The sequence below is a fragment of the Microbacterium keratanolyticum genome (assembly GCF_016907255.1).
Lineage (GTDB): Bacteria > Actinomycetota > Actinomycetes > Actinomycetales > Microbacteriaceae > Microbacterium > Microbacterium keratanolyticum.
Genome location: NZ_JAFBBQ010000001.1, coordinates 2,853,849 through 2,878,184 on the forward strand (window position 1 = coordinate 2,853,849; position 24,336 = coordinate 2,878,184).

Here is a 24,336-nt window from a genome sequence, read left to right on the forward strand (position 1 = left end):
GCAATGACTACTGAAGAGACGCTGATCCTGGTCAAGCCCGACGGTGTGGCCCGCGGCCTCACCGGCGCGATTCTCGCGCGCATCGAGGCGAAGGGATACTCGCTCGTCGACATCCGCCTCGTCGAGCCCGACCGTGCGCTGCTGGAGCAGCACTACGCCGAGCACGAGGGCAAGCCCTTCTACGAGCCGCTCCTCGAGTTCATGATGTCGGGACCGTCGGTGGCGATCCGCCTCGCTGGCAACCGCGTCATCGAGGGCTTCCGTTCGCTCGCAGGCACCACCGACCCGACGACCGCCGCTCCCGGCACCATCCGCGGTGACTTCGGCCGCGACTGGGGACTCAAGGTGCAGCAGAACCTCGTGCACGGCTCGGACAGCCCCGAGTCGGCTGCCCGCGAACTGGGCATCTGGTTCTCCTGAGCCATACGGCAAAGAGGCGGCGCCCCACGTGGGGTGCCGCCTCTTTTGTGTGCGGGGCGCTCAGAAGAGGTTGCCCAGCACATCCAGACGCAGCTGCGCGATGACCGCGATGACGGCGAAGGCGAGCACCGTGGCAAGGGGAACCCAGCTCATGAGCCGGTCCGCCGCCTCCTGCGTCTTCGGACTGACGGGGAAAGCACCCACGCGGAACAGATGCACCAGCGTGGCGAAGAAGGTCGGAATCGTCACCGACCAGGTGACCATGCACCACGGGCACAGTGTGCCGAGCACGAAGATGCTCTGCGTGATCAGCCAGATGACGAAGGCCAGGGCACCGGTCATGCCCAGGCCGAACAGCAGCCAGAACCAGCGGTTGAACCGTGCACCGGCAAGCAGCGCGGCGCCCACGACGATCGGGGCCATCCATCCGGTGAGCCCGATGATCGGATTCGGGAAGCCGAACACCGATCCCTGCCAGGAATCCAGGTTCGCCTGGCACTGCACGAGAAGGCTGAAGTCGCAGCCGAGCGTCGCGTCAGGATCGCTGAGCAGATGGAACTTCTCTACCGTGAGCTGGAAGGCCGCCCACCAGCCGATCACGCCGGCGACGATGAGCCACAGGGCGAAGACAACGGGGCGCGATCGTGCGGCAGTCATGATTCGGATTATGCCGAAGTTTTCCTATGGGCGGGGTGTGTCCTCTGGATGACGCGGAAGTTCATCGGGATCGCCGTCGGATGCCGCGTTCTGCGCCGCATGGTGCGATAATGAACGTTGATGTCGTACCTGGCGAGCCAGCGGACATCGCACGCAGACTTTCGGAGGCACATGCCTCCTCGCGATCAGAGCGTTCGCCGATCGCAGCCAAGTGAGACGGCACCGAGAGTGCCGCACGATTTCACGGGGGCGCAGGCCCCTGTGCAGGGAGTAAGCCAGAGATGGCCGATGAGAACATTGACAACAGTCCTACCCATGATGGTGACGAACAGCTCTCCTTCGAGACGCTGATCGACACGCCCGAGGCGGATGCTGCGCCGGACGCAGAGCCGACTGGCGACGAGGCGCCGACTGTTGTGGAGGAGCCGGCAGAGGCACCCGTCGCGGACGCAGACGAGTCCGTGGCCGTCGAGGCGGAGGAGTCGGCGACTGTCGAGAAGGCTCCGGTCGAGGCCGATGAAGCTGCACCGGACGCGCCCGAGACCGAGGCGCCCGGCGCAGAGACGTCGGATGCAGATGCTCCCGCCGCCGTTCCGGATGCGCACGCCGTCGTCCCGGCGGTGGAGCCGACGAAGCCCGCTCCCGTCACGGCCGTGAGCCTGGGACTGCTTCCCGAGGTGTTCGTCTCCCGGGTGTCGACGCAGCTGCACTTCTACGCCCCGGAGTTCGTGCCGCTGCCGGCGCGCCCGGAGCGAGACAGCGCCACAGATGCGGATGACGCCTCCGGCGGCAACCGCCGTGGTCGTCGCCGTCGCGGCGGAGACGCCGACGAGACGCGCGAAGAGCCGCGTCAGCGTCAGCGCGTCGTCGAGTACATCACCGAGCCGCAGCGCATCAAGGGCTCCACGCGCCTTGAGGCCAAGAAACAGCGCCGGCGTGATGGCCGCGACGCCGGTCGTCGCCGCCCGGTCGTCACCGAGGCCGAGTTCCTCGCTCGCCGTGAGGCTGTCGACCGCGAGATGATCGTGCGATCCAAGAACGGCCGCACGCAGATCGCGGTGCTCGAGGACAACGTTCTCGTCGAGCACTATGTGGCGCGCAACCAGGACGCCTCGCTCATCGGCAATGTGTACCTGGGGCGAGTGCAGAACGTCCTGCCCAGCATGGAGGCGGCCTTCGTCGACATCGGCCGCGGACGCAACGCCGTCCTCTACTCGGGCGAGGTGGACTGGGACGGCGTCGAGACCGGCAATCAGCCCCGCCGGATCGAGCTGGCCCTCAAGCCGGGCGACAAGGTTCTCGTGCAGGTCACGAAGGACCCGGTCGGTCACAAGGGCGCCCGTCTGACGAGCCAGATCTCCCTCCCCGGCCGCTACCTCGTGTACGTGCCCGGCGGATCGATGAACGGCATCTCCCGGAAGCTCCCTGACACCGAGCGTGCGCGTCTGAAGCGCATCCTCAAGGAGGTGCTCCCGGAATCGTCCGGCGTGATCGTGCGCACGGCGGCCGAGGGTGCAACTGAGGAGCAGCTCACTCGCGACGTGCAGCGACTGACCGCCCAGTGGGAGCACATTCGCACGCAGGTCACGAGCATCCAGGCGCCCTCCCTGCTTCATGCAGAGCCCGACCTGCTGGTCAAGATCGTGCGTGATGTCTTCAACGAGGACTTCACGAAGATGCTCATCCAGGGCACGGACGCCAGCCGCACCATCCGCGGCTACCTCGAGAGCGTCGCCCCCGACCTGCTGGAGCGCGTCGAGGCGTACGAGGATGACGTCGATCCGTTCGATGCCTTCCGTGTCACCGAGCAGATCGAGAAGGCGCTCGACCGCAAGGTCTGGCTGCCCTCCGGTGGATCCCTCGTGATCGACCGCACCGAGGCCATGACGGTTGTCGATGTCAACACCGGCAAGTTCGTCGGCTCCGGGGGCAACCTCGAAGAGACCGTCACGAAGAACAACCTCGAGGCGGCGGAAGAGATCGTTCGCCAGCTGCGCCTGCGCGACATCGGCGGCATCATCGTCGTCGACTTCATCGACATGGTGCTCGAATCCAACCGTGATCTCGTGCTGCGCCGTCTCGTCGAGTGCCTGAGCCGCGACCGGACCAAGCACCAGGTCGCCGAGGTGACCTCGCTGGGCCTGGTTCAGATGACGCGCAAGAAGCTCGGCCTGGGACTGCTGGAGACCTTCAGTGAGGCCTGTGAGGTCTGCGCCGGGCGCGGCGTCATCGTGCACCACGATCCGGTCGTGAAGCACCGTTCGTCGTCGAACTCCGGTGGAGGAAACGGCAACGGCGGCTCGAACCGTCGTCAGCGCGGTGGCAACGGCAACGGCGGCGGAAACAACGGCAACGGCAACGGCGGAGGAAACGGCAACGGCTCGTCCTCGCAGGCGTCTGCGCCCGCCGCATCCGCCACCCACAGCATCCCCGAGGGGGCGAAGTCAGCACTCGCGCAGATCGCCGCCTCCACGCTGCTCCCGCAGATCGAGGTCGAGGGTGCGGCACCCGCTGCTCCGGCTGAGAGCGTGCAGGCTGAGCGTCCGAAGAAGTCGCGCAAGAAGCGCGGCGGCGACCGCTCCGCGCCCAAGACGCAGACCGAAGCCCTGCTGGACTCCGTTCTCGACGCGCTTCCCGAGCCGAAGGCCCCCGGTCAGGGGCGCGGACGTCGTCGCGTCTCCACCGCGGCGCTGTCGGGCACGCCGGTCGTGCACACCCCCACTACGACGCCGTCAGCGGTCTCGGGCGGGGATACGGAGTCCTGAGGCGATCAGAGCCCGCACAAGCTGCTTGCCTGTGACATGACGCGCTCCTCCGGCGATCAGCCGGGGGAGCGCTTCTGCGGGAACGTCGTAGTGATCGAGGTCGAAGGCGCGGCGCGGCAGATCGTGCGCCGCGGCGAACTCGTGCAGTTCCTGGATGCTGGCGGTGCTGACCAGGTGCGCCCAGAGGCGTCCGTGGGCCGGCCAGATCGCATCATCTACAAGAATTGCCATGCCGCGATCCTACGGCGTGGCTCGCTTTGCGGCATCGCGTGGCATCCGGTAAAGTAGCTCCTTGGTGCACCGTGCCGTCCGCATTTGCTGGGCGCACGGATGATGTCTTGCAGCTGCACCCGCTGAAGCGGTTCTCCGCTGTGGCATCGATGCAAGCAGAGTCTTTCCGTGAGAGTACGGAGCCCATGTGCTCCCCAATGAAACAGGTGTGAAGTGGTTTACGCAGTAGTGCGCGCCGGTGGCCGGCAGGAGAAGGTAGAGGTCGGCACGGTCGTCCAGCTCGACCGCGTCAGCGCGGCCAAGGGCGAGACGATTGAGCTTCCCGCGGTGCTGCTCGTTGACGGCGACGCCGTCACCACCGACGCCGACAAGCTCGCAAAGGTGAAGGTCACGGCTGAGGTTCTCGGCAACCTCCGCGGCCCGAAGATCGTCATCCAGAAGTACAAGAACAAGACCGGTTACAAGAAGCGTCAGGGCCACCGTCAGGAGCTCTCGCGCGTCAAGGTCACTGGCATCAAGTAAGCGGAAGAGGCTTAAGGAATGGCACACAAAAAGGGCGCAAGCTCCACCCGTAACGGTCGTGACTCCAACGCCCAGCGACTTGGCGTCAAGCGCTTCGGCGGCCAGGAAGTCAACGCTGGTGAGATCATCGTCCGTCAGCGCGGCACGCACTTCCACCCCGGCGTGAACGTCGGCCGTGGCAAGGACGACACCCTCTTCGCCCTCTCGGCCGGTGCGGTCGAGTTCGGCAACAAGGGCGGCCGCAAGGTCGTCAACATCGTCACCGCTGTCGCCTAAGCGATAGATAGACATCCAGACGGGGCGGGCTTCGGCCCGCCCCGTCTGCGTATTTGAAAAGGAATCCCGACATGGTCACGTTCGTTGATACCGTCACGCTGCACCTGCGTGCAGGTAAGGGTGGCAACGGATGTGTTTCCGTGCACCGTGAGAAGTTCAAGCCACTGGGCGGTCCGGATGGTGGCAATGGCGGCGACGGCGGCGACGTCGTCCTCGTCGCCGACCCGCAGGTCACGACGCTGCTGTCCTACCACCACTCGCCGCACCGCGCGGCCGGCAACGGCGGTTTCGGTATGGGTGACATGCGCTCCGGTGCGATGGGGGAGGACCTCGAGCTTCCGGTGCCCGTCGGCACGGTGGTGAAGTCCGCCGACGGTGAGACGCTCGTCGATCTTCTTGTCCCCGGCGAACGGTTCATCGCCGCAGCCGGTGGGCAGGGCGGGCTCGGCAACGCCGCGCTGTCCTCGCCCAAGCGGAAGGCTCCCGGCTTCGCGCTGCTCGGAACCCCCGGGTACGAGGGCTCGATCGTGCTCGAGCTCAAGACGGTCGCGGATGTCGCGCTCGTCGGCTATCCGTCGGCAGGCAAATCCAGCCTGATCGCTGCGATCTCTGCGGCACGTCCGAAGATCGCCGACTACCCCTTCACCACGCTGCACCCGAATCTCGGCGTCGTCCAGGCGGGCGATGCCCGGTACACGGTCGCCGACGTGCCGGGTCTCATCGAAGGGGCGAGCGAAGGCCGCGGACTCGGACTGGAGTTCCTCCGCCACGTCGAGCGATGCAGCGCCCTGCTGCACGTGCTCGACTGCGCGACGCTGGAGCCCGGTCGCGACCCGATCTCCGACCTTGACGTGATCCTCGCCGAGCTGGGCTCTTACGAGGTTCCCGAAGGGCAGATCCCGCTGCTGGAGCGCCCGCAGCTCATCGCACTCAACAAGATCGATGTGCCGGAGGCGCGCGATCTCGCAGATCTCGTGCGTCCCGAGCTCGAAGCCCGTGGATTCCGCGTCTTCGACATCTCCACGGTGTCGCACGAGGGACTGCGCCCGCTGACGTTCGCTCTCGGTGAGCTCGTCGAGAAGCACCGTGTTGCCGCGGCTGTCGAAGCGCCCGCCGAGCGGGTCGTCATCCGCCCCAAGGGTGCGGTCAAGGAGTTCACGGTCCGTGTCGAAGGTGGCACGTACGGCAACGTGTACCACGTGCTCGGCGAGAAGCCGCTGCGCTGGGTGCTGCAGACCGACTTCCAGAACGAAGAAGCTGTGGGATATCTCGCCGACCGCCTCGAGAAGCTCGGTGTCGAGAACGAGCTCTTCAAGCTCGGCGCGACCGCCGGTGCGACCGTCATCATCGGCGAAGGCAATGGCGTCGTGTTCGACTGGGAGCCGACGATGACCTCGTCCGCAGAGCTCATCACGTCGGCGCGAGGCCTGGATTCCCGTCTCGACACCAACACGCGTCGGACGACCAGCCAGCGTCGTGAGCGCTATCACGAGCGTATGGACGCCAAGGCCGCCGCGCGTGCAGAGCTCGAGACCGAGCGTCTCGCGCGCCGCGACGATCTTCCCGCGGAGGGCGAGTGACCGCTCGCGCCCGGGCGGATCTCGCGACCGCCGAACGAATCGTCGTCAAGGTCGGGTCCTCGTCCATCAGTGGAGATTCCGCCTGGCGCATCCCGCTGATCGTCGATGCCCTGGCTGCGGCACACGCGCGTGGTGCCGAGGTTGTGCTCGTGTCCTCGGGTGCGATCGCCACCGGCATCCCGTTCCTGCGTCTGGATGCGCGACCCACCGATCTGGCGACCCAGCAGGCCGCGGCGGCCGTGGGACAGAACTACCTGATCTACCGATACCAGGAGGCGCTGCGACCACACGCGATCGTCTCCGGCCAGGTGCTGCTGACGACCAACGACCTCGAGAACGCAACGTCTCGCAGCAACGCCAAGCGCGCCATGGAGCGTCTGCTCGCGTTGCGTGTGCTGCCGATCGTCAACGAGAACGACACCGTCGCCACCCAGGAGATCCGCTTCGGTGACAACGACCGCCTCGGCGCGCTTGTCGCTCAGCTGATCGGAGCGGATGCGCTCGTGCTGCTCAGCGATGTCGAGTCGCTGTACACGAAGCCTCCGAGTGATCCCGACGCGACGCCCCTCGACGTGATTCCGGCGGGTTCCGACCTGTCTGGACTTGAGTTCGGCGCGTCCGTGGTGAACGGCGTAGGCACCGGAGGGGCCGCGACCAAGGTCTCGGCGGCGCGCCTGGCGGCCGCATCCGGCATCGGCGTGCTCGTGACCAGCGCCGACCTCATCGAGGAGGCGCTGTCGGGGGCCGACATCGGCACCTGGTTCGAGCCGGCAGACGTCACACAGCACTGACGCGGATCCGACGGCCTGAGGCGCTCGGTACACTGAGCGCATGACCGTTGACACGTCTTCCGCGCCCGTCGTGACCGACACTCCGCAGCAGCGCATGGCGCTGGCGAAGGAGGCGTCGCGAGCGACAGCTCAGTTGACGAGCGACGACAAGCGCAGTGCTCTGCACGCGATCGCCGACGCGCTCGTGGCGAGCGCCCCGGCGATCATCGCGGCGAACCAGGAAGACCTGGAGCGCGGCCGTGACAACGGTCTCACGACCGGCCTTCTCGACCGTCTGCGCCTCGATGACGCACGTATCGCGGGGCTCGCCTCCGCGGTGTGCGAGGTTGCTGCGCTGGCGGATCCGGTCGGACAGGTCGTGGGCGGACACCGCATGCCCAACGGCGTCGCCCTCGAGCAGGTGCGCGTGCCGTTCGGCGTCGTGGGAGTGATCTACGAAGCGCGCCCGAACGTGACCGTCGATATCGCCGCTCTCGCGTTGCGCTCCGGCAACGCCGTTGTTCTGCGCGGCGGAAGCGCGGCTCGCAGTTCGAACACGGTGCTCGTCGAGGTCATGCGCTCTGCGCTCGACTCCGCGGGCATCACGGCGGAGGCGATTCAGACGGTCGACGACTTCGGTCGCGACGGAGCACACGCCATGATGCGCGGACGCGGCCTCATCGACGTTCTGATCCCTCGGGGGAGCGCCTCACTCATCGAGACCGTCGTCACCGAGTCCACCGTCCCGGTCATCGAGACAGGTGCGGGCGTCGTGCACATCGTGCTCGACGAGAGCGCTCCGGATGACTGGGCGCGTGACATCGTCGTGAACGCCAAGGTGCAGCGTCCCAGCGTGTGCAACGCGGTCGAGACCGTCCTCGTGCTTCGCCCGGCCGCCGAGCGGCTGGTCCCGAATGTCGTCGAGGCGCTTGTCGCGCAGGGTGTGACCGTACACGGCGATGCCGGTGTCGCGGAGCTCGTGCCGGGCGTCGTTCCCGCGACGGAAGAGGACTGGGGGACCGAGTACCTCAGCCTCGACGTGTCGATGAAGCTCGTCGACACCCTCGACGAGGCGCTCGCCCACATTCGTCGGTACAGCACCGGACACACCGAGTCGATCATCACGACCGATTCGCGCAATGCGGAGCGCTTCCTCGCCGAGGTGGATTCCGCAGTCGTCATGGCCAACGCTTCGACGCGCTTCACCGACGGAGGCGAGTTCGGCTTCGGCGCGGAGGTGGGCATCTCAACGCAGAAGCTGCACACGCGCGGACCGATGGGGCTGTCGGAACTCACGAGCACCAAGTGGCTCGCGCGCGGTTCCGGTCAGACGCGCGCCTGACGGCTAGACTGGGACAGAGAATTCTCGTACCCGGTTCTACATAGGAGATTTGATGAACCTCGCCTCCCAGATCGTGATGGCAGCCGCCGAGGCAGAACACGGCAACGTCGCGCTCGAGACGCTGATCTTCGGTGTCATCGCCGCCCTCATCTTCGGTCTCCTTGCGATTGTGACCATGTCGTACCGCAATGTGGCGAACCGCCACTCCGCCAAGGCTGAGGCCTGGGCTGCGAAGCACGGCAAGCATGGAGCAGGTCACGGCCACTAGGCTTCGCGCATGACGACGACCACTCGTACACCGCGCATCGGCGTGATGGGTGGCACTTTCGACCCCATTCACCATGGCCACCTCGTGGCGGCGAGTGAGGTTGCGCACTCCTTCGATCTCGACGAGGTCGTGTTCGTGCCCACGGGTGAGCCCTGGCACAAAGACGACGTCACGTTCAGTGAGCATCGTTATCTGATGACGGTGATCGCGACAGCATCCAACCCGAACTTCACTGTGAGTCGTGTCGACATCGATCGTGACGGACCCACCTACACGATCGACACACTGCGCGATCTGAAGGCTCAGCGGCCGGAGGCGGAGTTCTTCTTCATCTCCGGTGCCGACGCCGTAGCGCAGATTCTCAGCTGGAGGGATCATGATGAGTTGTGGGACCTGGCGCACTTCGTCGCCGTGTCCCGTCCAGGGCACGTGCTCAGCACGGACGGACTTCCCAGTGATGACGTGAGTCAACTGGAAGTTCCGGCTCTGGCCATCTCGTCAACGAACTGCCGGGAGCGCGTCCGCGCGGGGGATCCGGTGTGGTACCTCGTTCCCGACGGGGTCGTGCAGTACATAGCGAAGCATCATCTGTATCGGAGCAAGGTATGAGCACATCGGATCAGCCCGAATCTGGTTCGCTTACCCGCAAGCAGCTGCGTGAGGTGCGCCTCACCGGCTCGACACCTGTGGCGACCCCGCAGTCAGGCGCCGCGCCCGCCTCAGCGCAGCCCGCCGGGCGCGTTGCCGTCGACGTCGAGACCGCACCCACGGTCACCCCTGTCGTCCCGGCTGCGCCCCTTCCGCGTGCCGCCGAACCGATCGAGGTTCCCCCTGCGGCCACCGTCGAAGCCGTCACCACGCCCGACGCCCCGATGACGCGCAAGCGTGCGCGTGCAGAAGAGCGTCTGCGGACGGGGTCCATCGCGACGGGATCCGAGCCCGGCTCTGCTCCGGCAGCGGATGCCACACCCGCAGCTGCCCCTGTTCGCGACGAGGCCTCATCCGCGCCCATCGCCTCCGTTCCGGTGATGCCGTCGGCGCCGGCGGCGAACGTTCCCACGTTCACTGCGCCGGCGTTCGATGCACCGGCCGAGCCGGAAGCAGAGACGATCTCCTGGGACTCGCCGGTCTCGAAGGAGTCGGTGTCAGCACTCTTTGACCGTCCGGCAGAAGAGCCTGCGCCGTTCGGAACTCCTTCTTTCGGCGACCTTCCGTTCGACCGCCAGACCGGTGAGGTCGAGGTCGCTCCTGCCGTCGCGGAGAACGCACCGCAGCCCCAGGTTGCACCCCTGCCGCAGGATTCGCGCCCGAAGGTCAATCCCGGATTCGGTGAGGCGCTTCTCGCGAAGGAAGAGCCGCGGGCTCCGCGTCCCTCGAACTCCTTCGGCGAGTTGCTCACGGCCGGCGATTCCACGGGTTCTTCGCGCGTCGCGCCGAGTGCTCTGATCTACAGCCAGACCCCTGGCGCCGGATCCCTCTCCGGGCCGGTGCCGACGACGGGCGAGATCCTCATCACCGGCATGATGTCACTGCCCGATGGCATCGGCTCGCAGGGCCACGCCATCGGCGCCGCAGACGGCAAAGAGGTCGACGCTGTCCTCCTCGACGGTGAGATCCCCGCCGCATCCTCTCCCGTGCCGATCGCGGCAAGTTCCGCGATCAGCACCATCAAGCCCGCCGGCGAGGTCATCCGCCCGCCGGAGCCCGACAAGGGCAACAAGCTCATGTTGGCGCTGACGATCACCGCGGGCGCGCTTGCGCTCGCTCTCGTCGGTGCCCTCGTGGTCGCCTTCACAACAGGAGTCTTCTCGTAATGCAGTCACCAGAAACCGCAGCCCGCATGCTGCAGCTCGCAGCCGATGCCGCGGTGTCGAAGGGCGGCGAGGATCTCGTCGCCCTGAACGTGTCGGAGCCGCTTCCGCTCGTCGACATCTTCCTCATCGTCACGGGTAACAGCGAGCGCAACGTCGCCGCGATCGCCGACGAGATCGAAGACAAGCTGATCGAAGCCGGTCACAAGCGAGTCCGTCGCGAGGGCCGCACCGAGGCGCGCTGGGTTCTGCTCGACTTCGGCGACCTCGTCGTGCACATCTTCCATGAAGAAGAACGCAGCTACTACGATCTCGAGCGCCTCTGGAAGGACTGCCCGACGGTCCCGATCGAGACCGCAAGCCCCGTCGCAGGGGAGTAGCGAAGCGGCAACACGCCCGGTTGATCGCAGGAGGTCCCTCGATTGGGAATCGTCGCCGGGCGTGTAGTACGCTTATCAAGTTGTCGCGGTGAAGATCGCAGCAGCAAGATGGGCCTGTGGCGCAGCTGGTAGCGCACCTGCATGGCATGCAGGGGGTCAGGGGTTCGAGTCCCCTCAGGTCCACAAACAGATCCCCGGTTCGCCGGGGGTTTTTTGTGCCCGCACATCACGCTCCGACGGCCGTGGGCGTCCGCGACGTCGCGCAACTGGGAGGATGTTCGGATGGACCACTCGATTGACACTGCTGTGCCGGCATCGGGGGAGCAGTACGTGCTCCGCGATGGGGGGTATGTGGCGCATATCGCGTCAATCGGCGCCTCGGTGCGCGGGCTCACCCACGAGGGGCGAGATCTGATCGTTCCCTTCGACGCAGACGAGGTGCGACCGGTGTATCGCGGAGCGATGCTTGCGCCCTGGCCGAATCGGGTGGTTGGCGGCTCGTACGCCTGGGCGGGTGAGGCGCAGCAGTTGCCGTTGAACGAGGTGGCGCGCTCCCACGCACTGCATGGCCTGGTGGCCTGGTCACGGTTTGCGCCTGTCGCGCAGACCGAGAGCGAGGTCACGCTGGTCGCCGTGATTGAACCGCAGCAGGGGTATCCGTATCGCGTGAAGGTCGTCGTGCACTTCGCTGTGACGGAGGCTGGCCTGTCAACGCAGGTGTCGGCGACCAACGTCGGTGGTGGGCGGGCGCCTTTCGGTGTTGCTCCCCACCCGTACCTCGTTGCGGGCGAGGGTCTGGTTGACGATTGGCGGCTGGAGCTTCCGGCGGATGTCGTCATGACAGTCACCGAGGATCGACTCATTCCCGTGGGCCTCGTGCCTGTGCACGAGGGGGCGTTCGATTTCCGTGCGGCTCGACCGATCGCGGACACCTTCATCGATCACGCTTTCACGGGGCTCTCGCGCACCGATGGTCGCGCCACCGTGCGGCTGACAACGCCGGCCGGGGCGGGCGTTGGCATGTCATGGGGCGCGGAGTGCGGTTGGGTGCAGGTGCACACCGCTGACAACCCGGTACTTCCGGCAAGCCACCGTGCCGGCCTCGCGGTCGAACCTATGACGTGCCCGCCTGATGCTTTCAACAGCGGAACGGATCTGATCACGCTTGACGCGGGTGAGTCGACAACTGCCGAGTGGGTGATCTTCGCGATCTGATTGTCGCGCCGCGCCTCCCTGGAGGCCCACGCGTTGCTAATGTGGGTTGCCACGTGGCAACCCGACCACTCCCCAGCGAGAAGGACCCGACGATGACGTCACCCTCACCGCGCAGCGACGTCCTCCCGTCGACGCCGAACGCACCAGACCGCATCGGCGCCCGCGCCTGGTGGGCAATCATCATCGTCGGTCTCGTCGGCCAGGTGGCCTGGGTCGTCGAGAACATGTACCTCAACGTATTCGTGTACGAGCGGATCACGCAGGACCCCACGATCATCGCCGTGATGGTGGCGTTCAGTGCGATTGCTGCGACCTTCGCCACGATCATCGTCGGCGCATGGTCGGATCGCAGCGGACGCCGTCGTCGCTTCGTCACGATCGGGTATGTGCTCTGGGGCGCGTCGACGGCCGCTTTTGGCCTTCTCGCGCCGCCGTCCGGCGCCGTCGCGGCCCCTTTCGTCATCGCAGCGATCGTTGGGATCATCGCGCTGGACTGCATCATGAGTCTGATCGGATCTGGCGCGAACAGCGCTGCATTCGGAGCGTGGGTGACCGACGTCACGACACCCCGCACCCGTGGCCTCGCCGATGCGGTGCTCGCGATGATGCCTCTCCTCGCGATGCTTCTCGTCTTCGCGACGCTCGACGGACTCACCCGCCAGGGCGACTGGCGTCTCTTCTTCTGCATCACAGGCGGTGCGACGATCATCAGTGGCATCGTCGGCGGCATGTTGATGCGCGATGTTCCGAAGATTCCGTCCGTTGATGACGAGGAGTCAGTGTGGCGCCGGATGCTCGTTGGCTTCCGGCCGTCTACAATGCGCGCGAACCCCAGCCTCTACGCCACTTTCGGGATGATCCTCGTACTCGCCACGGCGTCGCAGGTGTTCCTGCCATATGTGATCATCTACTTGCAGTACGGACTGCAGGTCGACTCCTACGCCCTTGTGCTCGGCGTCTCGCTCATCGTGGCATCGCTCATCAGTGTGCTCGGCGGCGTTCTGATGAATCGTGTGGGCAAGCGTCGGATGCTTCTTCCCTCCGCCGTGCTCTTCGCGGCCGGACTGCTCGGAATGTTCTTGGCGCGCGAATCAGTGTGGGTGATCACGGCAGCGGCGATCGCTCTTGGTGGCATGATGATCGCGTTCGCGGCCGCATCCGCAATCGCCCGCGATGAGACGCCCCAGGGCCACGCGGGCATGGTGCAGGGGCTGCGAATGGTGGCCGGAGTGATGATTCCGATGATGATCGGTCCGTTCATCGGAGCCTGGGTCATCGTCGGCTCAGGGCAGACCTATGTCGACCTCGGTGTCGAGCGTCCCGTGCCCGGACCCGAGATCTTCCTTGCCTCCGCGATCGTGCTGGTGCTAGTGCCGGTGCTGCAGTTCTTCCACGACCGCGCTCAGGAGCGCGCGCGGTGAGTACTGAGATCCCGCTGGCCGAGTATCCGCGCCCCCAACTTCGACGCGATGAATTCGAGATCCTCAACGGAACGTGGGAGTGCGCCTTCACAGAGGCAGGCGTGCGCCCGGCATCGTGGGATCAGAAGATCCTCGTGCCTTTCTCTCCTGAAACGACGCTCTCAGGAGTCGAACGACAGCTCCTGCCCCATGAGACCCTCTGGTACCGCCGGTCTCTTGCGCACCGAAACCGCCCTGGCGAGCGAACGATCTTGCATTTCGGCGCGGTCGATCAGTCGTGCTCGGTGTACGTCAACGGCATCCGCGTCGGCTCGCACACCGGGGGTTATCTGCCGTTCGCAATTGACGTCTCCGAGGCTCTCGGTGATGGCAGCGAGCACGAGCTGATCGTCGAAGTGCGAGACGTCAGCGACACCTCGCACCACTCCGTCGGCAAGCAGCGCCTGAAGAACGGGGGTATCTGGTACCGAGCTCAGTCGGGTATCTGGCAGACCGTCTGGCTCGAGCGGGTGCCAGAACAACACATCACGGCTCTGCGTATGCGCACACCCGAGACGCGCGTCGGAATGCAGCGCGCTGAAGTCGAGCTCACGGTCGAGTGTTCTGCAGACGACGCGGTGCCCGTCGCGGTCATCGTCACGGACGATGGCCACCAGATCGCGGCTGCTTCGGGCATGACAGGAACGGCGCTTCATATCCCCATCGCAGACCCGCGCCTGTGGTCGCCCGATGACCCGCATCTCTACGACCTCGAGATCACGGTTGGCGCCGACGAGGTCCGCAGCTACGTGGGAATCCGCAGCGTTGATGTTGCCCCCGATGCCCTCGGTGTGCCACGGCTGCGCCTGAACGGCGTGCCATACCCGCACATCGGCGTGCTCGACCAGGGCTACTGGGAAGACGGGCTGTATACCGCGCGAGACGATGAGGCTCTCGTCCGCGACATCCGGGAGATGAAGGACCTCGGCTTCACGATGCTTCGCAAGCACATCAAGATCGAGCCGCTGCGCTGGTACCACCACTGCGATCGTGTGGGCATGCTCGTCTGGCAGGACGCGGTCAACGGTGGCACGACGTACAAGCCCTGGGTGATCTCAACCCCGGTCATCTCGCCCCGCATCGGGTGGTCTGACCGGCACCACCGCATCTTCGGACGTTCCCACGCTGAGGGCCGTGAGCAGCTACTCCGCGAGCTCGACGAGATGATCCGGCATCTGTCGAACGCGCCTTCGATCGTGACGTGGGTGCCCTTCAACGAGGGGTGGGGACAGTTCGATGCCGCACAGGCCGCCGAGCGTGTCAGGCGGCTCGATCCCGATCGGATCATCGACCATGCGAGCGGATGGCACGACCAGCGAGCCGGGGATCTGCGCAGCCTGCATGTCTACTTTCAGCCGATCCGCCCCGCGCGCTGGTGGGGGCGCGATGGCCGGGCGTTGGTGATCTCGGAGTACGGTGGGTACAGTCTGCGCCTCCCCGGCCATCGCTATCCGCCACGGCACTTCGGCTACCGTCGAATGAAGACGCGCGACGAGTTCACCGAAGCATATGCGCGTCTCCACGAGCGGGAGGTCATCCCCGCGATCCGCCACGGCCTCTCTGCCACGGTGTACACGCAGCTCGCTGATGTCGAAGACGAGTCGAACGGACTGCTCACCGCGAATCGGGAGGAGTTGAAGGCGGATGCCGCAACGGTGCGGCGTCTCAACGCGCAGTTCCGTGCGGAGTTTGACGCGGCGGTGATCGCACTGCCGTGACGCGCGGAACATTTTCGAGAGGCGCCACGTTGCTCAGAGTATGGACATTCTCGACAGTCTGGTGATCGGTGCCGGGCAGGTGGGGCTATCCGCTTCGTACCATCTGACGCGGCGCGGCATCACCCACGTCGTCCTCGATGCGAACGACGCCCCAGGCGGCGCCTGGCAGCATCGCTGGGATGCACTCACCATGCGCGACGTGCACGGTGTCGCAGAACTCCCTGATGCGCGTCCGCCGGCCCGAGACGGCCAGCGTGCGAACATCATCGTGCCGTTGTCGTTCGCCGATTATGAATGCGCGCATGACCTTCCGATCATCCGACCCGTTCGCGTTGACGACGTGCGCGACGAGGACGGGCTGCTGGTTGTCTCGGCAGGGGAGCGGCGCTGGCTCACCCGCACGCTCGTGAATGCCACCGGCACGTGGACGCACCCGTTGCTTCCGCACTACCCGGGCATGGAGACGTTCGTCGGCGAGCAACTCCACACGGTCGACTACCCCGGCCCCGAGCACTTCCGCGGTAAGCGTGTGCTGGTGGTGGGCGGCGGAGCATCCGCTGTGCAGTTCCTCGGTGCGCTCGCACCGATCGCCGACGTACTCTGGGTGACGCGCCGCGAGCCGGTCTGGAGATCCGACGACTTCACCCCCGAGGCGGGTGCCGCAGCAGTGGCGCTCGTCGAGCAGCGCGTGGCAGCGGGCCTTCCGCCCGAGAGTGTTGTCAGCGTCACGGGGCTGATGTTGCGTGACCAGGAGCGCGAGGCTGAGCGCATGGGGGTCTATGCGGCCCGGATGCCGATGTTCTCCTCAGTCGAACCCGACGGCGTGCGCTGGGCGGACGGTCGTTTCGAACCAGTCGAGGTGATCCTCTGGGCGACCGGCTTCCGCCCCGCAATCAGCCACCTCGCCCCGCTGAAGCTGCGCAGCCCGCAGGGCGGCATTCAACTCGACCGCGCGGGTCGAGGAACCACGGCCGTCGCAGACCCTCGTGTGCAGATGGTCGGCTACGGACCTTCCGCGAGCACGATCGGCGCGAATCGCGCGGGTCGCGCCGCGGCTCGCGGTGTGAGTGAAGCACTCACCGCACAGCAGGCGCTGCCGGTCGTCTGACGCGCCTCACCAGCGGTTCAGCACGTCTTCGGCGAACCCCTCGATACCGTCGATGCGCACCCGCTCGTCGCGGTCGTCGAGCACCCACCCGGTCCAGACGCCGAAGAGCTGGTTCGTGCGCGACGAAACGACGAGCGCGTTCGTGCGTGACGCCTTGTTGTAGAACGGCGTGAACGTGAGGTCTGCGCGCTCTCCAGTCACGCGCCACGGGCGCATCCAATCGCTCGCGTCGTACTCCCAGACGAGTTCTTCGCTGACCTTCGACACCCGCCCGTCGACGACGAGTGCGTTCTCGGTCGACCCCGAGCCATCCGTCCACTTCGAGCCCAGCTGCAGGCCGATCACGCGCCCGTCAACCATGCCGCTGCCCGCCGCCCAGTTCCACCAGACGCGGTACGGCCATCGGCCACGGCCGTGGTCGAGAACAGCCCAGCTGTCTGCATCAAAAGAGTGCGTGACGCCGTCGATCGTCAGGGTTCCGCGCGCGGGGCGTGCGACGTCTTTCACCGTGTACTGAAATCTCTTCACTGCACCGTTGCGGCGCCACGGCACGACGACCCCCATCGCCTCATGCCCCTCGGGACGTTCGGCGATGATGTCGAAGCTCGCGCGCGCGGTCTCTGCACGCAGACGTGTGCCGGCGACGGGCCCGAGCTCGTCGATGTCGATCGACAGTCGTCTGCTGCGCGCTCGAGCCGGGCCATCGCCGAGAGTGGGGGGCAGGGTTGCGCTGCGGCCGCCGGGCACGATGTCAGTCACGTCGATCGCCGCGCCGGTCGTGCGGTCGAACATCCACACAGCGTGCAGCGCCATGTAGTCGACCCACGAGACCGTGAGCGCGATGATGTGCGTCGGCGTCATCACGTTCCAGTATTCCCACCGCTTGTTGCGCCCGCGGCTGCGTTGCCCGATGCCTGAGGTGTCGTGCAGCTGGGTGCGGGTCCATCCCTGCGATTCGGGGTTGAAACGACCGTCGGCGGTCGTGAGAGACACGGGCGAGGTGATCTCGCGTTCGATCATGAGTCGGCTCCTGGTGGTGCGTCGTTGCGCCGGGGGTATATCGCGATCCTAGGGGGCGACAGGTGGTGTGCCGAACCACGCCTGCAGCAGCGCGCCGCGCAGGAGCACTCCGCGTTCGGCGAACTCGCGCTGTCGGCGCACGTACTCGGCCTTTCCCTCGGCTGTTTCGATGGCGACCGGTATGACGCCCCAGTCCGCGAGATCATAGGGTGCAGCTTCCATATCGAGCAGCCGAATATCACGTGCGAGCTCGAACGTGTCGAGCAGCAGTTCGCCGGGGATGAGGGGGCCCAGCTTCATCGCCCAGCGGTACAGATCCATTCCCGCATGCAGGCAGCCAGGTTGCTCAAACTCAGACTGGGAGTCGCGCGTGAGCGACAGTCGGTTGCGCGGCACCGCGGGCGGGGTGAAGAAGCGGAACGCATCGAAGTGCGTGCAGCGCAGTTCGTTCGCCTCGACCACCGCGTCGGTGCCGTCTCGTCCGAGGCGCAGGGGCACCGGATGCCGCGTCTCATCCTGCTGGTAGACCATGGCCCACTCGTGCAGGCCGAAGCATCCGAACTGTGCCGGGCGCGCGGCGGTACGCCGCAGCATCCGCTCCACGAGCTGTGCCAGCTGAGGCTTCTCGCGCGCGTACGCTTCCGCGTCGGGCGCGAATGACCCGTCGACCGGACCCGCTGCGTACCAGCGCCAGTCGGCGCGCTCGCGCGCGTCGACGAGCGCAACGCCCGCACCGGGATGCCACCGGCGCAATTGTGTCGGCTTGTAGGAATAGTAGGTGAAGAGGAAGTCCCAGACCGGATGCTTCTCACCCCGCTGTGCCCGCGCACGGTGTTCCGCCGTCAGCCGATCGGCGCGCTCCTGGTGCGCGCCTTCCCGGGCGCGCCAGCGATCCCGAGTCAGCATCCGCGGATCCTCGGCGCGGATCGCGGGGGAGGAGGTCATGACGATCGTCCTAGCGAAGGAGTCCGGCCTCGACGAACTTCTCGAGGATTCCGGCACCGTCCTCGGCGCTCACCCACGGCACATCGTCGTCGGAATGATCTTCGGGCGCGACACGGCCACCCGCGAGCACCGCCTCAGCGGGGCGCAGTCGACGAATCGCGACACCCGCGACCGACGCCGGGTGCTCAGCGAGGAACTGGGTGTAGATCGCCTCGTCGTGCTGTCCGTCGTCGCCGATGAGCAGCCACTTGATGTGCGGGAACTCGACGGCAAGACGGCGAAGATTCGTCAGTTTGTGCTCGCGGCCGCTGCGGAACCAGCGATCGTGCGTGGGACCCCAGTCCGTCAGCAGGAAGGAACCAGCTGGGAACAGATGCCGCGAGAGGAATCGCGACAGCGTGGGCGCGATGTTCCAGGCCCCCGTCGAGAGGTACAGCATCGGGGAGCCGGGGTTGTCGCGCAGAATCCGCTCCAGCAGCACGGCCATTCCCGGAACGGGAAGACGCGCGTGCTCGTCGACGACGAAGGAGTTCCATGCGGCGACGAGGGGGCGGGGGAGAGCGGTGACCATCACCGTGTCATCGATGTCGGAGACCACCCCGAACCGGACATCCGCGGAGACGACGAAGACTCGGGCTTCGACAGGATCCTGGCCCTCGACGCGCATCTCCATGCTCTGCCAGCCGGACGGCAGCTCCTCGTGGATGACCGCGTCGACGACGCCGCCGCGGTCGGCGGTCACCTCATGCACGCGCCCGTTGACCGTGACCTGGACGGTCGCGAAACTCACCGGGATCCCGACGAAGCTGCGCCAGCCGCGGACGCTCGCGAACTCGCCACTGGCCGTGCGCGGCCGCGGCGGGACGATCAGCACGCGCCCGACGACGCGAACCCAACCGGGACCGCCATAGCCGGGGAATGGCAGGACTGTCGCCGTGCGACCCCGTCTGCGGGCACGCCGCTCACGCCACGCGTGGAAGCGGTGCTCCAGGCGGGCGAACCAGTGGATCTTCCGTGGGCGGGAAGTGGGGGAAGCCATCACCTCAGTCTTTCACGTCTCCCTGAGGTTCCTCGGCGGTCGCCCGCATGTGACGCTCCTCCCGCTTCTGCAGGAGCTTCTTGCCCAGCAGCGCGACGAGGAGGAACAGCACGATGACGCCCACGAAGATGTAGCCCGCGAAATGCACGGTGCTGGAGAGCTCGCGGTAGCTCCCGGCCGCGACGGATGCGACGCTCACGTAGGCGATCGACCAGATCACACAGGCGGGAGTCGTCCACGCAAGGAACCGCCGGTAGCTGAAGGTGCTCATTCCCACGGTGAGCGGCACGAGGGAGTGCAGCACGGGGAGGAAGCGCGACAGGAAGATGGCGATGCCGCCGCGACGCTGCAGATACCGTTCCGAGCGCTCCCAGTTGTGCTCGCCGATCCGCCGCCCGATCCATGAGTGCCGGATGCGGGGTCCGAGCCACCGTCCGAGCGCGAAGCCGATGCTCTCGCCGATGAGGGCTCCGATGATGACGGTGATCGCGAGCGCGACACCCTGCAGGGGCGTCGTCACGCCCATGGCGGCGACGATGACGATCGTGTCACCCGGGACGATCAGTCCGATCAGGATGCTGGTCTCGAGCATGATCGCGATGCCCGCGAGGACCGTCCGGAGGACAGGGTCGACGGACTGCACGGTATCGAGCAACCAGAGCAGAATGTCGTCCACACCACGAGAGTAATGCGCCCGCACCGCCACGTACGCTGGGAGTGTGCACAGCCCGGCCTCTCTTCCTGCCCGCAGGCTGCCTGTCGATGTCGATCTCGCGGCCGTCTTCACCGCGCTTGCGACGGAAGCTCCGACGGATGCGATGGGTGTGTTCTGGCTCGACGCGGGCGCGGATGCAGCCAGCGGATGGAGCTATCTCGGGCGCGGCGTCGTAACGGCAGATGCGAGCGCCGTGCGCGCGCAGCCTCTGAAGGGCACGGGCCCCACCGACCCAGGTCTTCCCCCGTTCCGCGGTGGATGGATCGGCTGGGCGGGCTATGAGGAAGGTGCCGCGGTGGCCGGAGCGCCCGTGGCCGTCGACGACACGGTGCCGGGCCAGACCTGGATCGGGGTCACGCATCTGCTGGCGATCGATCACGCGAACGGCGTGCGGTGGGTCCTCGCGCCGGAGCACGAACTCGACGAGTGGACCGCCTGGCTCGTCTCCGTCGATAAGGGGCGCCCGCGCGCAGCATCCGCCTCCTCGGCGCGCGTCGCGCGCGCCCGACACGGAGTCGACGACTACACGGCGCTCGTCGAGCGATGCCGTGAGTCGATCCGTGCCGGCGATGCGTATCAGCTCTGTCTCACGACCCGCTTCACCGTCGAGGATGCACCCGACCCGGTGCAGACGTACCTGCGCCTGCGTGCGGTGAGTCCCGCGCATCACGGCGGCTTCATCCGGGTCGGCGCCCACGCGCTGCTGAGCGCGAGTCCGGAGCAGTTCCTGCACGTCTCCGGCGGAGTCGCGCGGACGCGTCCGATCAAGGGCACGCGCCCGCGGGGCGCCACCGCAGAGGCTGATGCGCGCCTCGCCCGTGAACTCGTGGAGAGCGAGAAGGAGCGAGCCGAGAACGTCATGATCGTCGATCTCATGCGCAACGATCTCTCCCGCGTCTCCGAACCCGGAACGATCGCCGTCGAGGCGCTCTGGGCTGTGGAGTCGTATCCCGCGGTGCATCAGCTCGTCAGCACCGTGAGCGGCCACCTGACAGCCGGGGTGCGCGTCGGCGACCTCATCGACGCGATATTCCCCGCCGGCAGCATGACGGGAGCACCGAAGCTCTCCGCGATGACGATCCTACATGTATTGGAGGCCGCGCCCCGGGGCGTCTACAGCGGATGCTTCGGATTCATCGGCCTCGACGGCGAAGTCGACCTCGCGATGGTGATCCGCACGATCATCTATGCGGCAGGCACCGCGTCGGTGGGTGCCGGCGGCGGCATCACCTGGCTCTCGAACCCCGCCGAGGAGGCCGCAGAGGTGGCGACCAAGGCGCGGGCTCCACTCGCTGCACTCGGTGCGGCGCTGCCCAGCGAGTGGTCAGATCTCCTGCAGAAGCAGGCTGTGGACGGCGCTCGCTGAGACGCAACAGGGGCCGGTCAAGTCGGATACCCTGGAATATCCGGCTTTCGCGCCGTTCCGCACCCGTAGATTGGTCCTTCGTTGTCTGAGCACGCGTCCTTCCCCGTCACCGAGTCCGCTGATGAGTCGCTGTCGGCGCACGAGCTTCAGGCCAAGTGGCAGAAGTACTGGGCCGAGAACGAGACCTTCCTCGCGGGCGGCGAAGACGACACTCGCCCGCGCAAGTACGTGCTCGCGATGTTCCCGTACCCCTCCGGTGACCTGCACATGGGGCACGCCGAGAACTACCTCTACTCCGATGTGGTCGCCCGTTTCTGGCGTCACCGCGGACACAACGTCCTGAACCCCATCGGGTGGGACTCCTTCGGCCTGCCGGCGGAGAACGCCGCGATCCGTCGCGGTGCCGACCCGCGTGAGTGGACCTACCAGAACATCGCCCAGCAGAAGGCCGCCTTCCAGCAGTACGGCGTCTCGTTCGACTGGTCGCGCGTGCTGCACACCTCCGACCCGGAGTACTACCGCTGGAACCAGTGGCTGTTTCTGAAGATGTACGAGCGCGGTCTGGCCTATCGCAAGAAGAGCCCGGTGAACTGGTGCCCCAACGACCAGACGGTGCTCGCGAACGAGCAGGTCGTCGACGGTCGCTGCGAGCGCTGCGGCGCCGAGGTCGTGAAGAAGAAGCTCACGCAGTGGTACTTCAAGATCACCGACTACGCAGACCGCCTGCTCGATGACCTGAACCAGCTCGAGGGCTTCTGGCCGCACAAGGTGCTGCAGATGCAGCGCAACTGGATCGGTCGCTCGGTCGGTGCGGACGTGGACTTCACGATCGAGGGCCGCGATGGCGCCGTCACCGTGTTCTCGACGCGCCCCGACACCCTGCACGGTGCGACCTTCTTCGTCGTCGCTCCCGACTCCGATCTGGCGGCGGAGCTCGCTGCGGATGCTCCGGAAGAGGTGCGTGCGCGCTTCACGGACTACCTGACGCAGGTGCAGAAGACGAGCGAGATCGATCGTCAGTCGACCGACCGCCCGAAGACCGGTGTGTTCCTGGAGCGCTACGCGATCAACCCGGTCAACGGCGAGCGCCTGCCGATCTGGGCAGCCGACTACGTGCTGGCCGACTACGGTCACGGTGCGGTCATGGCCGTGCCCGCCCATGACCAGCGCGACCTCGACTTCGCCCGCGCCTTCGATCTGCCCGTCAAGGTCGTCGTCGACACGACAGCGCCGATCACGGGAGCGATGCCCGTCGTCGAGGTCGACGCCGATGGCGTGCCTATCGACGCGGCGGCGACGCTCGAGGAGCAGCACCCGGCGCAGACCGGTGTCGCCCTCGTCGGCGACGGTCGGATGATCAACTCGGGTGAGCTGAATGGCCTCTCCAAGCGCACTGCGATCGCTCGCACGATCGAGAAGCTCGAGGCAGCCGGAACAGGGCGGGCGGCGAAGAACTACCGCCTGCGCGACTGGCTGATCTCTCGCCAGCGCTTCTGGGGCACGCCGATCCCGATGCTGCACACGCAGGACGGCGGCATCGTGCCGGTCTCCGAAGAGCAGCTGCCGGTGCGCCTGCCGAGCGTCGAGGGTCTCGACCTCTCGCCGAAGGGCACGTCGCCCCTGGGCGCTGCAGAGTCGTGGGTGCGCACGGTCGACCCGACGACGGGGGAGCCGGCCCTGCGCGACCCCGACACGATGGACACGTTCGTCGACAGCTCCTGGTACTTCCTGCGCTTCCTGTCTCCGGGTAACGAAGAGGCCGCCTTCACGCCCGAGGACGCACGACGCTGGGCACCGGTCGACTCGTACATCGGTGGTGTCGAGCACGCGATCCTGCACCTGCTGTACGCGCGCTTCCTCACCAAGGTTCTGTTCGACATGGGTCTGGTCGACTTCACCGAGCCGTTCTCCAGCCTCATCAACCAGGGCATGGTGATCCTCAACGGGCAGAAGATGTCCAAGAGCAAGGGCAACCTGGTGCTGTTCCAGCAGGAGCTCGAGGCGCACGGCGCGGATGCGCTGCGCGTCGGCCTCGCCTTCGCGGGTCCAGTGGAAGACGACAAGGACTGGGCGGATGTCTCGATGACGGGCGCGCAGAAGTTCCTGTCCCGTGCGCTGCGTATCGCCCGCGAAGTGCAGTCTCCGGTCGGCGCACCGTTCGCCCAGGGTGATGTGACGCTGCGTCGCGTGACCCACCGTCTGCTCGCGGACGCGCCGGGACTCGTCGAGCACACCAAGTTCAACGTGCTCGTGGCTCGTCTCATGGACCTCGTCAACAGCACCCGCAAGGCGATCGACGTGGGCGCCGGCGCCGCAGATCCGGCTGTCCGCGAAGCGGCAGAGACGGTCGCCGTGATGCTCGACCTCATCGCGCCGCACACTGCCGAGGAGATGTGGGAGGCTCTCGGACACGAGCCATCGGTCGGACTCGTCGTCTGGCGTCAGCCCGAAGCAGACATGCTCGTGGAAGACACGGTCACGACGGCCGTGCAGATCAACGGCAAGGTGCGCAGCACTCTGGAGGTTCCCGCGCGAATCAGCGACACCGAACTGGAGGCGCTCGCCCGCGCTGACGAGAAGGTGCAGCGTGCGCTTGAGGGCAAGGAGATCGTTCGCGTGATCGTCCGCGCTCCGAAGATCGTCAACTTCGCCGTCAAGGGCTGAGTTCGAAACAGCTGACAACGCGGCACTACGGCTTCGGCCGGGTGCCGCGTTGCTGTCTCTGGGC

General features: G+C 66.6%; 23 protein-coding genes and 1 tRNA gene. 18 read left to right on the forward strand and 6 right to left on the reverse strand.

The features are described from left to right. Positions 1-3 precede the first annotated feature (3 nt). Positions 4-420 (forward strand): nucleoside-diphosphate kinase, encoded by a 417-nt coding sequence (ndk, locus tag JOD62_RS13750; RefSeq protein ID WP_204939808.1) that lies wholly within the window; start codon positions 4-6, stop codon positions 418-420. A gap of 60 nt (positions 421-480) precedes the next feature. Here ndk and JOD62_RS13755 read toward each other — a convergent pair whose 3' ends face one another. Beyond that, positions 481-1,077: a vitamin K epoxide reductase family protein gene (locus tag JOD62_RS13755; protein ID WP_204939809.1), complete on the reverse strand. Its 597-nt coding sequence runs from the start codon at positions 1,075-1,077 to the stop codon at positions 481-483. Between the two features lie 281 nt (positions 1,078-1,358). On the opposite strand from JOD62_RS13755, the gene JOD62_RS13760 reads away from it, so the two are divergent. Next, positions 1,359-3,842, forward strand: a complete 2,484-nt coding sequence (locus JOD62_RS13760) for an Rne/Rng family ribonuclease (RefSeq protein WP_204939810.1) — start codon at positions 1,359-1,361, stop codon at positions 3,840-3,842. Here the strand turns inward: JOD62_RS13760 and JOD62_RS13765 are convergent. Next, a complete protein-coding gene (locus tag JOD62_RS13765; RefSeq protein ID WP_204939811.1) occupies positions 3,810-4,073 on the reverse strand; it encodes a DUF4031 domain-containing protein in 264 nt (87 codons plus the stop codon). The genes JOD62_RS13760 and JOD62_RS13765 overlap by 33 nt on opposite strands. Positions 4,074-4,286: 213 nt before the next feature. On the opposite strand from JOD62_RS13765, the gene rplU reads away from it, so the two are divergent. The 14 genes from rplU (at position 4,287) to JOD62_RS13835 (ending at position 16,523) form a co-directional block, all read left to right on the forward strand. Continuing rightward, positions 4,287-4,595: a 50S ribosomal protein L21 gene (rplU, locus tag JOD62_RS13770; RefSeq protein WP_204939812.1), complete on the forward strand. Its 309-nt coding sequence runs from the start codon at positions 4,287-4,289 to the stop codon at positions 4,593-4,595. A gap of 18 nt (positions 4,596-4,613) precedes the next feature. Then, complete coding sequence (gene rpmA, locus JOD62_RS13775; RefSeq protein WP_204939813.1) at positions 4,614-4,871, forward strand: 50S ribosomal protein L27; 258 nt, start codon at positions 4,614-4,616, stop codon at positions 4,869-4,871. A gap of 71 nt (positions 4,872-4,942) precedes the next feature. Beyond that, positions 4,943-6,451, forward strand: a complete 1,509-nt coding sequence (obgE, locus tag JOD62_RS13780) for a GTPase ObgE (protein WP_204939814.1) — start codon at positions 4,943-4,945, stop codon at positions 6,449-6,451. Continuing rightward, positions 6,448-7,242, forward strand: coding sequence for a glutamate 5-kinase (gene proB, locus JOD62_RS13785; RefSeq protein WP_204939815.1), 795 nt, complete (start codon positions 6,448-6,450; stop codon positions 7,240-7,242). Before obgE ends, proB begins: the two co-directional genes overlap by 4 nt. A gap of 40 nt (positions 7,243-7,282) precedes the next feature. Next, on the forward strand, positions 7,283-8,563 hold the full coding sequence (locus JOD62_RS13790; protein WP_204939816.1) for a glutamate-5-semialdehyde dehydrogenase: 1,281 nt from the start codon (positions 7,283-7,285) through the stop codon (positions 8,561-8,563). 52 nt (positions 8,564-8,615) lie between these two features. Then, positions 8,616-8,831 carry a hypothetical protein gene (locus JOD62_RS13795; RefSeq protein WP_204939817.1) on the forward strand — a complete coding sequence of 72 codons (216 nt, stop codon included), beginning with the start codon at positions 8,616-8,618 and terminating at the stop codon, positions 8,829-8,831. Between the two features lie 9 nt (positions 8,832-8,840). Further along, the gene (nadD, locus tag JOD62_RS13800; protein ID WP_204939818.1) at positions 8,841-9,440 is read left to right on the forward strand and encodes a nicotinate-nucleotide adenylyltransferase; all 600 of its coding nucleotides are present in this window, start codon (positions 8,841-8,843) and stop codon (positions 9,438-9,440) included. Beyond that, positions 9,437-10,645 carry a hypothetical protein gene (locus tag JOD62_RS13805; RefSeq protein ID WP_204939819.1) on the forward strand — a complete coding sequence of 403 codons (1,209 nt, stop codon included), beginning with the start codon at positions 9,437-9,439 and terminating at the stop codon, positions 10,643-10,645. The genes nadD and JOD62_RS13805 overlap by 4 nt, the downstream gene beginning before the upstream one ends. After that, positions 10,645-11,022: a ribosome silencing factor gene (gene rsfS / locus JOD62_RS13810; RefSeq protein WP_204939820.1), complete on the forward strand. Its 378-nt coding sequence runs from the start codon at positions 10,645-10,647 to the stop codon at positions 11,020-11,022. Before JOD62_RS13805 ends, rsfS begins: the two co-directional genes overlap by 1 nt. A gap of 110 nt (positions 11,023-11,132) precedes the next feature. After that, positions 11,133-11,205 (forward strand) — tRNA-Ala (locus JOD62_RS13815). A gap of 99 nt (positions 11,206-11,304) precedes the next feature. Next, positions 11,305-12,237, forward strand: coding sequence for an aldose 1-epimerase family protein (locus JOD62_RS13820; protein WP_204939821.1), 933 nt, complete (start codon positions 11,305-11,307; stop codon positions 12,235-12,237). Positions 12,238-12,329: 92 nt separating this feature from the next. Beyond that, positions 12,330-13,658: an MFS transporter gene (locus JOD62_RS13825; protein ID WP_204939822.1), complete on the forward strand. Its 1,329-nt coding sequence runs from the start codon at positions 12,330-12,332 to the stop codon at positions 13,656-13,658. Further along, positions 13,655-15,415, forward strand: a complete 1,761-nt coding sequence (locus tag JOD62_RS13830) for a glycoside hydrolase family 2 protein (protein WP_204939823.1) — start codon at positions 13,655-13,657, stop codon at positions 15,413-15,415. Before JOD62_RS13825 ends, JOD62_RS13830 begins: the two co-directional genes overlap by 4 nt. A 40-nt stretch (positions 15,416-15,455) precedes the next feature. After that, positions 15,456-16,523 (forward strand): FAD-dependent oxidoreductase, encoded by a 1,068-nt coding sequence (locus JOD62_RS13835; protein WP_204939824.1) that lies wholly within the window; start codon positions 15,456-15,458, stop codon positions 16,521-16,523. A gap of 6 nt (positions 16,524-16,529) precedes the next feature. On the opposite strand, the gene JOD62_RS13840 is transcribed toward JOD62_RS13835, so the two are convergent. The 4 genes from JOD62_RS13840 to JOD62_RS13855 are packed head-to-tail and all read right to left on the reverse strand — an operon-like array spanning position 16,530 to position 20,203. Then, the gene (locus JOD62_RS13840) at positions 16,530-17,543 is read right to left on the reverse strand and encodes a DUF2804 domain-containing protein (RefSeq protein ID WP_204939825.1); all 1,014 of its coding nucleotides are present in this window, start codon (positions 17,541-17,543) and stop codon (positions 16,530-16,532) included. Positions 17,544-17,591: 48 nt separating this feature from the next. Next, positions 17,592-18,488: a 3-methyladenine DNA glycosylase gene (locus JOD62_RS13845; RefSeq protein WP_239526720.1), complete on the reverse strand. Its 897-nt coding sequence runs from the start codon at positions 18,486-18,488 to the stop codon at positions 17,592-17,594. A 10-nt stretch (positions 18,489-18,498) separates the two neighbouring features. Then, positions 18,499-19,527 (reverse strand): App1 family protein, encoded by a 1,029-nt coding sequence (locus tag JOD62_RS13850; RefSeq protein WP_204939826.1) that lies wholly within the window; start codon positions 19,525-19,527, stop codon positions 18,499-18,501. A 4-nt stretch (positions 19,528-19,531) separates the two neighbouring features. Continuing rightward, positions 19,532-20,203 carry a DedA family protein gene (locus JOD62_RS13855; RefSeq protein WP_204939827.1) on the reverse strand — a complete coding sequence of 224 codons (672 nt, stop codon included), beginning with the start codon at positions 20,201-20,203 and terminating at the stop codon, positions 19,532-19,534. A 43-nt stretch (positions 20,204-20,246) separates the two neighbouring features. Here JOD62_RS13855 and pabB point away from each other — a divergent pair, with 43 nt between their 5' ends. Together pabB and leuS are read left to right on the forward strand one after the other, a co-directional pair. Continuing rightward, positions 20,247-21,608 carry an aminodeoxychorismate synthase component I gene (gene pabB, locus JOD62_RS13860; protein ID WP_271171554.1) on the forward strand — a complete coding sequence of 454 codons (1,362 nt, stop codon included), beginning with the start codon at positions 20,247-20,249 and terminating at the stop codon, positions 21,606-21,608. Positions 21,609-21,737: 129 nt separating this feature from the next. Continuing rightward, entirely contained in the window at positions 21,738-24,272 is a 2,535-nt protein-coding gene (gene leuS / locus JOD62_RS13865; RefSeq protein WP_239527274.1) for a leucine--tRNA ligase, read from the forward strand. Positions 24,273-24,336: the final 64 nt, after the last annotated feature.

Coding starts and splice junctions, on each gene's coding strand:
- rsfS (WP_204939820.1), top strand. CDS start 10,645: ATGCAGTCACCAGAAACCGCAGCCCGCATGCTGCAGCTCGCAGCCGAT.
- JOD62_RS13845 (WP_239526720.1), bottom strand. CDS start 18,488: ATGACCTCCTCCCCCGCGATCCGCGCCGAGGATCCGCGGATGCTGACT.
- JOD62_RS13820 (WP_204939821.1), top strand. CDS start 11,305: ATGGACCACTCGATTGACACTGCTGTGCCGGCATCGGGGGAGCAGTAC.
- JOD62_RS13795 (WP_204939817.1), top strand. CDS start 8,616: ATGAACCTCGCCTCCCAGATCGTGATGGCAGCCGCCGAGGCAGAACAC.
- JOD62_RS13765 (WP_204939811.1), bottom strand. CDS start 4,073: ATGGCAATTCTTGTAGATGATGCGATCTGGCCGGCCCACGGACGCCTC.
- JOD62_RS13835 (WP_204939824.1), top strand. CDS start 15,456: ATGGACATTCTCGACAGTCTGGTGATCGGTGCCGGGCAGGTGGGGCTA.
- rpmA (WP_204939813.1), top strand. CDS start 4,614: ATGGCACACAAAAAGGGCGCAAGCTCCACCCGTAACGGTCGTGACTCC.
- nadD (WP_204939818.1), top strand. CDS start 8,841: ATGACGACGACCACTCGTACACCGCGCATCGGCGTGATGGGTGGCACT.
- JOD62_RS13760 (WP_204939810.1), top strand. CDS start 1,359: ATGGCCGATGAGAACATTGACAACAGTCCTACCCATGATGGTGACGAA.
- ndk (WP_204939808.1), top strand. CDS start 4: ATGACTACTGAAGAGACGCTGATCCTGGTCAAGCCCGACGGTGTGGCC.
- JOD62_RS13790 (WP_204939816.1), top strand. CDS start 7,283: ATGACCGTTGACACGTCTTCCGCGCCCGTCGTGACCGACACTCCGCAG.
- obgE (WP_204939814.1), top strand. CDS start 4,943: ATGGTCACGTTCGTTGATACCGTCACGCTGCACCTGCGTGCAGGTAAG.
- JOD62_RS13850 (WP_204939826.1), bottom strand. CDS start 19,527: ATGGCTTCCCCCACTTCCCGCCCACGGAAGATCCACTGGTTCGCCCGC.
- JOD62_RS13805 (WP_204939819.1), top strand. CDS start 9,437: ATGAGCACATCGGATCAGCCCGAATCTGGTTCGCTTACCCGCAAGCAG.
- JOD62_RS13840 (WP_204939825.1), bottom strand. CDS start 17,543: ATGATCGAACGCGAGATCACCTCGCCCGTGTCTCTCACGACCGCCGAC.
- JOD62_RS13825 (WP_204939822.1), top strand. CDS start 12,330: ATGACGTCACCCTCACCGCGCAGCGACGTCCTCCCGTCGACGCCGAAC.
- JOD62_RS13755 (WP_204939809.1), bottom strand. CDS start 1,077: ATGACTGCCGCACGATCGCGCCCCGTTGTCTTCGCCCTGTGGCTCATC.